The sequence below is a fragment of the Enterobacter cloacae complex sp. CARB60 genome (assembly GCF_036487345.1).
GTDB classification, from domain to species: domain Bacteria; phylum Pseudomonadota; class Gammaproteobacteria; order Enterobacterales; family Enterobacteriaceae; genus Enterobacter; species Enterobacter asburiae_D.
Map to the genome: position 1 here is coordinate 166,715 of NZ_JAZKLC010000001.1, position 12,712 is coordinate 179,426.

A 12,712-nucleotide genomic window follows, 5' to 3' on the forward strand; every position below is an offset into this window, starting at 1 on the left:
CCTGCCCTCAGGCAAGGGGTCAGCTGACGGTTTCTTCCTGCGCTTCAGGGCTATAGATTAAGTCACTGCGCGGCTGCGGCGTCGCGGGCTGGCCAAGCCAGCTGCTGTAGCCCAACCGCCCGTTTCTGCCGAGGATGATGCCCTGAACGTCCGACGCGGCCATCGTCAGGCGCACGTCCCAGACATATTCGATGCCGAGATACTGGCGCACCCAGTCGCGCAGCTGCACGGCCCAGTGTTCGCCGGGCAGCAGGCGATTATACTTATCCAGCTGTAGCGGCCCCAGCTCGATACGAAACTTATGCTGCACGTCGCGCACCGCTAAGCCGAGGAAAGCCGACTCGCCGAGGCGCGGTTTACGTCGTCCGGCCCCGAGGCTGGCGCGTTCTCGCTCGTCAATCGGCTGCCAGTGCGGCACGTTCTCCACCAGCTTTACCGGCACGCGAAAATAGTGGCGCAGGACCTTCTCCAGCCCTTCTCCGTCGCGCCCCTGACGCGCCAGGTGCCCGGCAACGGCGAAGCGGGCGTGGTCGCTCAGGCTGCCCTTTTTCAGTTGGCCCGGCTGGCCCATGCCGATCAGGCTGGCGATGTACTGCTCAAAATGGCGCTGCTCAGCGCGATCCAGCGCCACCGTCGGCTGCGCATCGGCCCAGGCGCGGTAGAACAGCAGCGTCAGGCGGTGGTGAAACATGTCGGCAAAGGCGGTGAAGCTGTAATCCTGCTGGTGATAGATGCGCTCGCGCGCGTACTCGGTCAGGTGAACCGGCAGCGGTCCGTTAGGGCCAAACAGCCCGAAGCTGTAGATCGACACCTCATGCAGCGTGCTGCAGTCGCGCGGCGTAACGCTGGCAATGGTCGAGGGAGAAAAGGCCAGCGAGGGCAGCTGGCCGATGCGCAGCGGTTCATGGCGCGGCAGCGGCGCACGCCCCAGCGGATAGCGCTCACCGCCCTGCGCATCGATGCGCCGCAGCAGCTGGAACAGGTCGTAACGCCAGGGCGCGGCCTGCAGCACGTGCCAGAAGTCGGCGGGCAGGCGCTTCAAACGATGAATTTCTGCAGCCTGCGCGGTCATATCAGCGTCCTTTTACCCATACGCGGCGCCCAGTAGCCGACCTCCCCACGCTGCTGGCTGTTGAGCGTCACTTCGGTGAAGGTGTTAATCGCTACAAGCCGTGAGAAAACCCGCTCCAGCACGCTGCCCAGCAGCCAGGGGCTGGCGCCGGAAAACGCCTGTTCATCCATCTCCAGCTCAACGCTAATGCCGCGGGCAAACACAATCGGTCCCGGCTCCGGCATCCGCCGGAACACCGGCTTGAGCTGGCAGTGGCGAATGCCCTCAATCTGGCGGGCCACCGGGGCATCGGCCAGATTGGCGTACAGCCCAAGCATCTGGCGCAGCGCAGCAGCTCCCTCGCCGTCATGACCGTCCATCAGGCTGAGGTAGTTCATCTGCAAATGGCTGATCAGCCGCCAGGCGATTTTGCCCTCGGCCAGCGCTGCACGCGGCGGCGTTGGCCCTTTGCGCAGCGTCAGCTGGCGGATCGGCACCGAGTCCGGCATCACAAAGTTGCCCTGCTGCTCCTGCAGCAGCAGCGGCAGGTCTCGGCTGGTACAGAGCACTTCAGCACTGAGGTGGCGCAGATCTTCATGCCACGGCGCATGCTGTTCATCCACCAGCGAGAGAAAGACTTCCGAGCCGACATAGCCGGTGCGTGTGCCGTAGCGCTGCGCGTGTTCCGACAGCATGCGCTGCTCGCGGCGCAGCGAAAAATAGGCGCCGTAGTTACCGCCGTCATCGCTGAAGGTGCTCCAGAACGGGCGGAACAGCTGCTCCTCGTGCTGGTTATGACCGCTGGCATACAGCTTCTGCACCGAGAAGATCTCGTAATCGAGCGGGCGAATGTTATCCACCACTAGGTGATACTCATGCACGCTGTCATTCAGCTTCTGGCGCGCTGCCACCTTAGGGAACAGGTTGATCACCGGGGTGCAGTGCAGCGCCAGGTGGCTGCGGTCAATCACCCGCTCCAGCCCTTCGCTGCTTTTATCCAGCAGCAGCACGATGTCAAATTCACGCTCCCCATCCCCTGCGCACTGCAACAGCGGGCGCAGCTGACTGATGCTTATAAACTGGAAGCGCGCCGGGAAGGCAAAATACTCCTGCAGCAGGCGGTAGCCATCAAAGTTACGCAGGTCATCCGGCAGCAGCGCCTGCTCCGGCGCGAAGCCCTCCTGCTGCACCGCGCCATCATCCAGCAGCGTGCGGCGCGGGCTGGCCGTCACGCTCTGGCAGAAGCCGCCCACGTAGTGCTGCATCACCAGCTCCAGCAGCTGCTGCGCCTGCATATCCGGGCCGCTGAGGAAAAACATCAGGCTGTCGAAGTTAAGGTGCGCCAGCGTCACCGCTTCATCGCACTCCAGGCGGATGCGCAGAGCGCTCACCGCCCCCAGCTGGCTCAAACCAAGCTGGCCGAGCGAGATATTAGCAGGGATGCCGCCCAGCTCGACCTGCTTGATTTCCAGCGGTTGCAGCATCACGTCGTGGGCGGTGGTGTAGCTGCAGGTCACGCCGCTCTGCTTGAGGATCTGGCTGTCCATCATGGTGCCGCGTGGCACGCAGAATCCGCCGCTGATATCGCCTTTGCGGCTGTCCGGGTGCAGCTCGGCGATGGCCATCGACGGCGTCGGCGCGAGATAGTTCGGCGCGATCATCTCCAGCATTCGCTGGGAAAAACGCGGGAACTCCGCATCCATCTTCAGCTGTACGCGCGAGGTGAGAAAGGCGAAACCCTCCATCAGCCGCTCAACGTAAGGGTCCGCCACTTCATCGCCGCGCATCCCCAGACGCCCGGCAACCTTGGGATAGCGCCCGGCAAACTCTGCCCCCATCTCACGCAGGTAGGTCAGTTCTCGGTTGTAGTAATCAAGCAGCTTGCTGTCCATCACAATGACCTTCTTTATTAATCGATATCTTTCAGCTCAAAGTGACCGTTTTCCAGGTCCACATCGGTACGAAACAGGAATTCAAGCGGGTACGGCACGCACCACAGGCGGCCCTTAATCTCTATAGACAGCACGTTGTGCAGGTCGAGCGATCCCGTGTCGGAGACGCAGCGGACCTGCAGTCCACCTGGCAGAATGCGCGGCTCAAAGTTGAGGATCGCCGCCGTCAGCTTGCGCTGAATATCCAGCCACTCAATGTCCGACATGCGCTGTCCGGCCAGCGGCGCGATACCAAAGTTGAGCGTGGAGCGTTTAACCTGCGGAAAGGCTTGCAGTACCTGCTGGGCTTCGTTGTTGATGGTGTTAAACAGCCACTGCAGGTCGCGCAGTACGTTACGGCGCAGCGAGCTGTGTGAGATCAACGTGTGGTAAGCCGCTTCCTGCTGCTTATCGGGCGCATTATCGGTCAGGCGGTCGAGCAGCGAGGCCTGCATTTTGTCGCGCGCGCTTAAGCTTTGCTGGCACCGCTGGCGATAGCCGCCATGCAGCAGGTCGTACGCGTCTCTGCTGTGCTGGCTCATGATGCAGACTCCGCAGTAGCAAAGGTCAGCGTCTCCAGGTTCAGCAGCGGAAAGTCATCCTGCGCGCTGAGCCAGCTTTTCTGGCCGTGCCCGCTCAACTGCTGCTCATCGCCGCTCAGGGGCCGCCATTCGGTCAGCGATCCCAGCCGGTAACGGTCATCGTCGCCCGGCATACGCGGTGTGGCCAGGCCTCTGAACACCAGGGCGCGCTTTAACTCACCGCCGATCGCCTGCTCCAGCAGGTTGACCGCCGGCTGCGCCTGCGGCTTCAGCGCCCGCCAGCTTTTCAGCTGGGTCAGAGCCCGGCTCCAGTTCCCAACTAGGCACAGCAGCTGGACGAAGCTGGCGCGCAGGTCGGCATCTGCAGGCTGACGTTTGATCTGGCCTTCCACTTGGGCCAGCGCTTCATTCAGCGACTGTCCGGCCACGAGCTGTTGTAATGAGTGCATGGTCTTTCCTTGATGAAGCGTGCTGAATGCCCCGGCTTCCGGGTCCTGCAGCTGCGGATGCAGCACGTCAAGCAGTTTGTTGGTCAGGTCGGTGCTGTTACCCAGGTACGGTGACCACTGATTGCGTATCTCATTCAGGCGCTTTTGCAGCAGCGTTTTATCCGCCGCACCAGGCTGGGAACGCGCGGCTGAAAATCACCCAGCAGCGCCGTGTCTTTCTTGCCGTTGGCGATGATGCGCAGCGGCAGCTCGCGCGCACACAAGTTTTCCGGACTGTTGCTTTTAACGTTGTCGATCCAGATATCCAGCTTGAGCGAGTGGGGCTGCACAATCTGATAATCCTGCGCTCAGGCGCTGGACGCGAGCAGGAATGTGAACGCACCTGACAGCAAATATTTCATAACATCCTTTTCCTGTTTCAATCACGCAGCGCAATAAACTGCGCCGCTTCCGACAGAGAGTGCAGCAGCATGGTGTCCTGCGGCTCCCCGACACAGACGGCAAAGGCGCTTTAGTTATCCTGGCTGCCCTCCGATCGTTGTTCGTTTTTCTTAGTGACCTGCAGCATCAGCGTCAGCCACTCGTCCGTCGGCACCACGTTGCTGTAGCTGGCATGGCGGTCTTCATCACCCATACCGAGGGCAAAAGTTCGCTTTTCTGCTGCTGGCGGATCAACTGGACATTCAGATAGTGCTGCACGTCAAAGCGCTGCATCATGGTGTTACGCGTCATGCTCGCGGCGATATCGCCCGCCGGAAGCCCCGCAAAGCTATAGCACACCACAAAGCAGGCCGAGCGCCCACCGACGATCTCGCCGATCTTATCCTGATTGCTGACGCGTTCATATTGGTTCGACATTCAGGCAATGGTGATATTCATCATTCTTCCGATCTGATCTGAGTGTCTTTGTACTGGTTCACTTCCATGTCGTAGGCGTGGAGAAAGGCTTCGCCAAACAGCGTGTGGAAGTCGTCTTCTATCTCACCGGTGGTTTCGCCATAGCGTTTGGTGAAGTGATCCCACAGTGCGGCCTTGCGGCTGCTGGGCAGCGACAGCCGCGAGGTGGCTCCCTCAGCCCATGCTTCTTCCTCCAGCTGCTGCGGGTTGAACAACTGCAGCATGGAGGCGATCAGCGCGCGGATCCCGGCGATCATCCCCAGCTGATGCGCCTGCAGCTCCACAAGCGCATCGCGCACCGACTGCTTCGGCGGCATAAAACAGGGCATGCGGCTGCCAAACATCTGCATCAGCACCGATTTACCGGAAGGCAGCAGCTTGAAAGGGTTGTTGGCCTCGTCGAGGCTCACCGTCATCTCTGCTTTCACCGCGCGCTTAAGGATCGAACACGACGACAGCAGCGCAACTGTGCCCTGCGAGAACATGCTCAGCATCTGCCCCAGCTCCTGGATGGAGTCGTGGTCAAAACGCGGCGTCGGCTGCAGGTCCTGCAAACCCATGCCGCTGATGAGCGCATTGAGCAGGTCGCCATCCAGGGTTTTACCGCCCGCTGCGGCGCTGCTCTGCTGGCTGCTGTTGGCGACTGGGTCAATGCGCAGGCGGCCTTTTGGCACCGGGGCGTTCTGGCGCACTATCGCCTGCGGGATCGGCAGCGCAATCCCGCTGTACTCCGGCGGCGGCGGTGCGGATGCGGCATCGACAGGCTCATCAAACAGCGGCGAGCTGGCAAAAGTGACGTTGTCAGGCTGCTGGCTGGCATCAGCTCCAAACAGCGAGAAGTTACTGGCGAGCGGCGGCAGCGGATCGTCGGCTGGCGCGCTCTGCTGGCCCGGCTCCTCATACAGCAGTGCCAGCGGCACGGCGCTACCCATCATCAGACACAGCGGGTCGTCGCTGTTAACCTGCGCAGGGCTGCTGCCTACGCCAAACAGTGCCAGCGGGTCCTGCTCAACCTGCGGCTTGCTATCCGGCAGCGGACTTTTAGCACCGGGCTGCTGGAACAGCGTGCTCGGGGTGCTGTCATCGAAGATGCTTTCCTGCTTGAACAGCGGGTCAGACTCGAACAGGCTCTCCGGCGTCTGCTGGCGGCGATCGAATTTGAGCGGCTCGCTGGACTGCACCAGATGCGCCAGCGGGTCGGCCGGGTTACGCTCTTCGGCAGCGGGCGCGGTGAGCGGGTTTGCATAGCTCTCTGCACTTTTATTCTGCTGGCGGCTGGATAGGTTATCGGAGATGGAGAACTCCTGCGCCAGGCTGTCCCAGATCTCGCTGGGAATGGCGGCAGTCTGCGCGGCCTGTTTTGCCACCGGGGCAGCGGCACTTTTCGGGCGCGCTACATCGCCCAGCTCGCTGACCTGTAGCCGATAGTCATCAATGCCCAGCACATCGCCATCCTGCAACTCCACCTGACGGCCGCGCTCCAGCGGAATATCGTTAAGTAGCACGCGCGTCACGTTGCCACGGTTGGTGATACGGCACTCACCGTCATCGCTGATGTGCACAATCGCCTGTAACCGCGAAATGGTGCGATCGTCATCCGGCAGCACCAGGTTGTTATCCACGCCACGACCAATCGTGCCGCCGGGTGGCAAGAAATCGCAGCTGCTTTGCGGCGGCTGATGACCCTGTTTGGTGTTTATAATCGTAAATCGCATAAGATGTTCCTGCTCAGGTGTATTCGGCATCTGCACTGTGCCCGTCTCGGCAGGGAAACTAAAACGGGCGAAATTCAGGTAGCGGTGGGCGCGGAGAAATCGGTTTTGAGAATGTTATCTAGTTGCTTAATGCTTTTCATGCGGGTCACATCCGGCTGTAGTTGGCTGACGAACATTTTCCAGCGGAAGTAGCGGTATTAATAAGGCCGCGCTTTATCGATAATTAAAATATATTTCTGTCCTGCCTTACAGCTTAATTACCTGTTATCGCTGTTTAAGCGAACGATCAGGCTTTTCCTGTAAGGTTCAATAACCAACAGGCTTTGCCGCCATGAATAACGCAGGAACTATAATCGCGAGGGAATGTTTCAGAAGCTTTATCTTCTGATAAGGGCGACAGACAATAACTGCTTATTCATTAAAGATTGTATCGTCGATTATTACTTAAAATACTTATGTCACATTGTAATTTATCACTTTAATTATCTTTTGCGTCATAAATAATTAATTTTATATTTTTAAATACGTCGAGGCCCCATTATTCTTTATTTCCGGATAACAGTGAGTAGCGATAGGGGCCATTTGGAACTTGTAGCCATGAAAATCACACACTGCAGCGCAGTTTCAATTCACAGTCTTACCTGCCAATGTGATACTCTTGCAATTCTTATGATTTTGGCGTGACAGGTCACAACTAACATTGCCTTCATCACTGTGACTGGTAATAGTTTTAGTAAATTTTCCACCCTGAATCGTTACCTTATACTCTGCCAAAACGTTTGTTGATCAGACGACAAACAAAATGCGTCACACCAGCAAAGAGTTCTTTTTCATTAGAGACCCTGTCAATATAGAGTTTAATTATCCTTTTGTCTTTAAACTCTTTCTCCAGCGCTGACAGCTCCTGACTGTGGTAAAAGTGTCGATGCATTTCGCCAGCGTCATCATATCACCGGACTGGATGTCGTACTTTTTATGCAAATACGCCTGCACAACCTTTCTTACTCCCGCGTGCGGCAGCGGCGGCATCATTCTTAACTTCTTTTGACTGGTAGCCCACAGCCGCACAGGTGCTTAATGCGTAATTCTTCAGATACTGCTCAGGACGGTAGTGCGGATTGGCGACAGCCTGAAACGAGAAGATAGCAGGCAAAGCGGGCAGAATGTCCTTTAATGTAACAACCATATTCAAGCCTCACTGGGCATTGGAAAATAGTAGTGATCGGAGCAGGTTTTACCATTCCATAATGTTGCATGGCCGCTGGCATCGCTCCAGCCGTTAACAGTAAACACCATTATTCCTTTCATATTTTCGAAATCACTGACCTTAGGATTTTCCACGGTTTTATCAGGTTTACCATACATCTTATGCAGATAAATCAGTAAGTCCCGAACCTGATATATACTAGTTCTAATCTGCCCCAGACACAGTTTTCCAGCTGCCGCGTCGTATTTTAGCACCAGGATAATTATTGCTACCCACATTGCCGCCAATAATTTCTCCAACGGCAGGGACATCCACATTGACCACGGTGAAGTTTTGCCAGGCCAGTAAGAACACCGGTCTTGCTGCCATAACTCTTCCCTCTGCAATAATTGCGAATTAATCCAAAATGCCCACTCGTAACGAGTGGGCTGCAGCATTACACTTCTTTGTTCTCTTTGATGTTCCAGCCACCGCTGCTTTCTGCGCCTTTGCCACCGGAAGTGCTTTGTTCCCAGTACTGCTGTTTAACTTTAGAGGCCTGGAAAGCATAGGAGACACCAATGGTGTCTCCTGACTTAGCACCGGTATACTGCACGGAAGTCACCAACACATCTTCCAGAGTGATTTTTGCGTATTCAACCTGAGTACCACCCGCTTTACAGACAGACAGCTCTACCTTCGCCAGATGCTTACCACTGGCGCAATTTTTAAGCAAGGCAGTAACTGATTTATCGATCAGTGCGTTCACGTGCAGATCGTTGAAGTTCACTTTGCCGACACCGCCGCCACCGCCCACATACATGTTGCCAGGTTGAGAAGCACCCCAAGAGAATGAATCAATATCTATCCAGCCAGTGTGGTTAGAATCTTTTGATTCGCCAGTCACGCCGTCAACCTTCATATACATATCAATAGCCATTGTTATCTACTCTCATTAGTTAAAGTATTTGCTTTTACCCTTCTTCCTTCAGGAAAAATTTGGGTATAGATAAAGCACTGATATGGCAAACAGTAAAGCAATGGGTCGAATAAAACAGTCCATATTTTACCTCTGCCTTTTTCTGAATATCACCAAATGGATATATCAGAAGAGATAGCTATTAACAACGCTCTGCAGTTAATAACTAAATTTTTTACCCACCAAGCAACATCCCCTGCGTATCGCTAACTGGCAGATAGTAAAAATTATGAAACCCACATTCTTGCGCAATGTTTTTTACTATACACGGCGGTATAAAAAACTACCACTATAAGTCAATAGTGAATTAACAGACTTCTCTCTTCACTGTGCGGCCAGCCATACCAAAATGGAAAATTAATCCTGCACGCAAACAGGAGAGAGAAGCAATATAAGACAGTATTTTTTGCAATCCATCCAATAAAAGAAATTATCATTTCTGCCTACTGCCTTGTTAATTATTAGTCACCCACTCCTTATTCTAGAAGGGTTGTTGCTGATAAACATCTTTTTCTAGTTGTGACTATTCCCTTGTTATTCCTTTTAAAAAGCAAGAGAAAATATTAACTTCTTGGACTAATATTCTCGCCAAAAGAGTAGACAACAACCGATACAATAATAAGTAAAGTTAATATTATCGCGCGAATTAATTTATTTATTAACCCCACCACCAATCAATCCAGAAGATATAATAACACAAGACCAAAAGAAAAATAAACTGGAAAGCGTAAAATAAAAACCAGCCCCCCCTAAAAACAATAAACTAATAAATAAAATAGTTAAAAACTTTATTGATGATTTTATCATTCGTTTCCTGATGCTTTATTCCATACAGGAAAGGCTTTGCATTATATTACAACATAAAACAAAGAAAATCTAAATATCCCATACCTCAGAGCATATTATATGCATCAAAATCCAGTTCATTGAGCTCGTAAGTTTTTAGATTGACTGGAGACTGATATTTCTACACTTAATATTCCCGTCAGTTCTGTAGAAACCAGAAACTTTGAAATAACTTGCGATGCAAACAGTGAAATAATCTGTTTCACAAAGACAAGTTTTAAACTAATTTCCTAAATGCTGGATGGGCATTTAAATTTAAAAATGTGTACATTGGTTTACAGAGAGTCCATATACATATTTTGTAATCACTGTGGTGATTATTTTCCGCACACCCTATGAGATAATCTAGTTTTTAAACAGCGACAACAGGCGTATAGTTTCGGTCTGATTACTCCAACGATTATCACTGTCTAGATAGTTTTTGGTCAACAACCACATATCTTCAGGGATATCCATGAAGCCTCTTGCAAGACCCGTAAAAACCTTCTGCATCAGTTTTTCCGGAGCTTAAAAATAGCAGCCATGCCTTTGTGCATCGAATAATGTTCACTCCTTATCAAGCTCACTTTGTAACCCGGTGGCACCTAATGGCCACCGGTACATTCAGCGTAGACTTACGCGTCGTTCGACTTCAGCGATGGCAGTTTGGATACCAGGCGCAGTGACACGGTCAGGCCTTCCAGCTGGTAGTGCGGGCGCAGGAAGAACTTCGCGGCGTAGTAGCCAAGGTTGTCTTCAATCTCTTCCACCTGCACTTCGGCGGAGGCCAGCGGCTTACGCGACTTGGTCTCCTGTGAGGAGTTAGCCGGGTCGCCGTCGACGTAGTTCATCACCCAGTCGTTCAGCCAGCGCTCCATCTCATCACGCTCGCGGAAGGAGCCGATCTTGTCGCGCACGATGCACTTCAGGTAGTGCGCAAAGCGGCAGCAGGCGAACAGGTACGGCAGGCGAGCGGCCAGACGGGCATTTGCAGTGGCATCGGGATCGTGGTACTCCGCAGGTTTCTGCAGGGACTGTGCGCCAATAAAGGCGGCAAAGTCGGAGTTCTTGCGGTGAACCAGCGGCATAAAGCCGTTCTTCGCCAGCTCGGCTTCGCGACGGTCGCTGATGGCGATCTCGGTCGGGCACTTCATGTCCACACCGCCGTCATCGCTCGGGAAGGTGTGGCACGGCAGGTTTTCCACTGCGCCGCCAGACTCCACGCCGCGAATCGATGTACACCAGCCGAAGTCCTTGAACGAGCGGTTGATGTTGGCGGCCATCGCGTAAGCGGCGTTGGTCCAGGTGTAGTTGCCGTGATTCGCACCGTCGGTCTCTTCCTCAAAGTCGAAGCTGTCCACCGGGTTGGTACGGATGCCGTAAGGCAAGCGCGACAGGAAGCGCGGCATCACCAGGCCGAGGTAGCGGGCATCTTCCGACTCGCGCAGGCTGAGCCACGCGGCGTACTCGGTGTTCTGGAAGATCTTGCTCAGATCGCGCGGGTTTGCCAGCTCCTGCCAGGACTCCATCTGCATCACCCCCGGTGCGGTACCGGTTATAAACGGGCAGTGGGCGGCCGCGCCAATGCGGGCCATCTCGCTCAGCAGCTCAACATCCTGCGGGCTGTGGTCGAAGTAGTAGTCGCCGACCAGGCAACCAAACGGCTCGCCGCCGAACTGGCCATATTCTTCTTCGTAGACTTTCTTAAAGATCGGGCTCTGGTCCCAGCCCACGCCTTTATAGCGCTTGAGGGTACGGCCCAGCTCCTGCTTGGAGATGCTCATAAAGCGGATTTTCAGCATCTCGTCGGTGTCGGTGTTGTCCACCAGGTAGCTCAGACCGCGCCACGCCCCTTCCAGCTTCTGGAAATCGTCGTGGTGGATGATCTGGTTAACCTGCTTTGACAGCTTCTCGTCGATCTCGGCGATCAGCGCCTGAATGGTGCGGTAAGCATCGTTGGAAACGGTAACGGTGTTCTCCAGCGCCTGTTGCGCCAGAGTTTTGACAGCGCTCTCGACGGCATTACGCGCTTGATCACTTTTCGGTCGGAACTCTTTGTTCAGCAGCGCGCTGAACTCGTCTTGGCTCCAGGTCTGCTGCTCCTGCGCCAGCGACTGCTGGGATGGGTTGCTCATCAGTTACTCCTCTTTAGCACTGCTGTCTACTGCGGCATCGTCTGATTTCGGCAGGTGGCTGAGGGATTGCAGCAGAGTGGGATCCTGCAGGATTTTGGCGATCAGCTCCTCTGCACCGTTTTTGCCGTCCATATAGGTCAGCAGGTTAGAAAGCTGGGTGCGCGCTTCCAGCAGCTTGTTCAGCGGCTCAACCTTGCGTGCCACCGCATCCGGCGAGAAGTCTTCCATGCTGTTGAAGGTCAGGTCGATGTTCAGACGCCCTTCCCCGGTCAGGGTGTTATCAGCCTGGAACGCCACACGCGGTTTCAGTGACTTCATGCGCTCGTCGAAGTTATCTATATCGATCTCAAGGAACTTGCGCTCGTCGACGCCCGGCTGAGCGTCGACGGGTTTACCGACTAGGTCGGCCATCACGCCCATGATAAAAGGCAGTTCGATTCTGCGTTCTGCGCCGTAGATCTCCACGTCGTACTCGATCTGTACGCGGGGCACGCGATTACGGGCAATGAATTTCTGCCCACTGGATTTACTGACTGGCATGGTGTTCTCCATTGGATATGCGCGTACAAATATTGCGCCGCAAGCGTTAGCTATCGCGACGCCCGAAAAGAGTTTCCAGCTGATGCACGCCGTCCGGCGCGAGGTCGCGGATGATCTCCATAAAGTCCAGCTCAACCATACGCTGCACCCGCTCGATCATCAGCGGCGCAGGGTGGCTGGGTTCGTGCCGGAAAAAATAGTGTTTCACCTTCTCCAGCATCAGCTGCGCATCGGCGCGTGAGCTGAGCTGCACCGTGTGCCAGTCGGCGGACTGCGGCGCACTCTGAGGCGTTGGCTCAGCGGTGCTGCTGCTGGCAAGCTGTGGGATCAGGCTGCTGAGATCGGTGCTCTGACAGGCGGAGGCAACCGTGTTGACGGTTTTCAGCAACTGCTCCATCTCCGGCATGCCGCCGTTACCCAGTTGCTCGGTGACAGTTTCACGAATGGTCAGCAGGCGTTCGG

11 protein-coding genes and 2 pseudogenes are annotated in these 12,712 nt (G+C 55.0%); all 13 read right to left on the bottom strand.

All coding sequences use genetic code 11. The features are described from left to right. Positions 1-19 precede the first annotated feature (19 nt). Entirely contained in the window at positions 20-1,072 is a 1,053-nt protein-coding gene (tssG, locus tag V4835_RS00885) for a type VI secretion system baseplate subunit TssG (RefSeq protein ID WP_172687034.1), read from the bottom strand. After that, positions 1,069-2,943, bottom strand: coding sequence for a type VI secretion system baseplate subunit TssF (tssF, locus tag V4835_RS00890; protein WP_172687033.1), 1,875 nt, complete (start codon positions 2,941-2,943; stop codon positions 1,069-1,071). Before tssF ends, tssG begins: the two co-directional genes overlap by 4 nt. Positions 2,944-2,960: 17 nt before the next feature. After that, positions 2,961-3,524, bottom strand: a complete 564-nt coding sequence (gene tssE, locus V4835_RS00895; RefSeq protein ID WP_172687032.1) for a type VI secretion system baseplate subunit TssE — start codon at positions 3,522-3,524, stop codon at positions 2,961-2,963. After that, on the bottom strand, positions 3,521-3,973 hold the full coding sequence (locus tag V4835_RS00900) for a type VI secretion system accessory protein TagJ (protein ID WP_172687060.1): 453 nt from the start codon (positions 3,971-3,973) through the stop codon (positions 3,521-3,523). The genes tssE and V4835_RS00900 overlap by 4 nt, the downstream gene beginning before the upstream one ends. A 134-nt stretch (positions 3,974-4,107) precedes the next feature. Beyond that, entirely contained in the window at positions 4,108-4,302 is a 195-nt protein-coding gene (locus V4835_RS00905) for a hypothetical protein (protein ID WP_331411014.1), read from the bottom strand. 89 nt (positions 4,303-4,391) lie between these two features. Then, positions 4,392-4,831 (bottom strand): annotated as a pseudogene (locus V4835_RS00910) (hypothetical protein). A 20-nt stretch (positions 4,832-4,851) separates the two neighbouring features. Beyond that, positions 4,852-6,585 (bottom strand): type VI secretion system-associated FHA domain protein TagH, encoded by a 1,734-nt coding sequence (gene tagH / locus V4835_RS00915; RefSeq protein ID WP_172687059.1) that lies wholly within the window; start codon positions 6,583-6,585, stop codon positions 4,852-4,854. 865 nt (positions 6,586-7,450) lie between these two features. Continuing rightward, positions 7,451-7,771 (bottom strand): annotated as a pseudogene (locus V4835_RS00920) (T6SS amidase immunity protein Tai4 family protein); the annotation flags it as partial. Positions 7,772-7,773: 2 nt separating this feature from the next. Further along, a complete protein-coding gene (locus V4835_RS00925) occupies positions 7,774-8,229 on the bottom strand; it encodes a T6SS effector amidase Tae4 family protein (protein WP_272755931.1) in 456 nt (151 codons plus the stop codon). Then, on the bottom strand, positions 8,229-8,711 hold the full coding sequence (locus V4835_RS00930; protein WP_172687031.1) for an Hcp family type VI secretion system effector: 483 nt from the start codon (positions 8,709-8,711) through the stop codon (positions 8,229-8,231). Before V4835_RS00930 ends, V4835_RS00925 begins: the two co-directional genes overlap by 1 nt. 1,499 nt (positions 8,712-10,210) lie before the next feature. Then, positions 10,211-11,710 (bottom strand): type VI secretion system contractile sheath large subunit, encoded by a 1,500-nt coding sequence (gene tssC / locus V4835_RS00935; RefSeq protein ID WP_172687029.1) that lies wholly within the window; start codon positions 11,708-11,710, stop codon positions 10,211-10,213. Between the two features lie 3 nt (positions 11,711-11,713). Further along, positions 11,714-12,250 (bottom strand): type VI secretion system contractile sheath small subunit, encoded by a 537-nt coding sequence (tssB, locus tag V4835_RS00940; protein ID WP_172687058.1) that lies wholly within the window; start codon positions 12,248-12,250, stop codon positions 11,714-11,716. A gap of 46 nt (positions 12,251-12,296) precedes the next feature. Beyond that, a partial coding sequence (locus V4835_RS00945; protein WP_442877303.1) for an ImpA family type VI secretion system protein occupies positions 12,297-12,712 on the bottom strand: 416 nt, incomplete at its 5' end.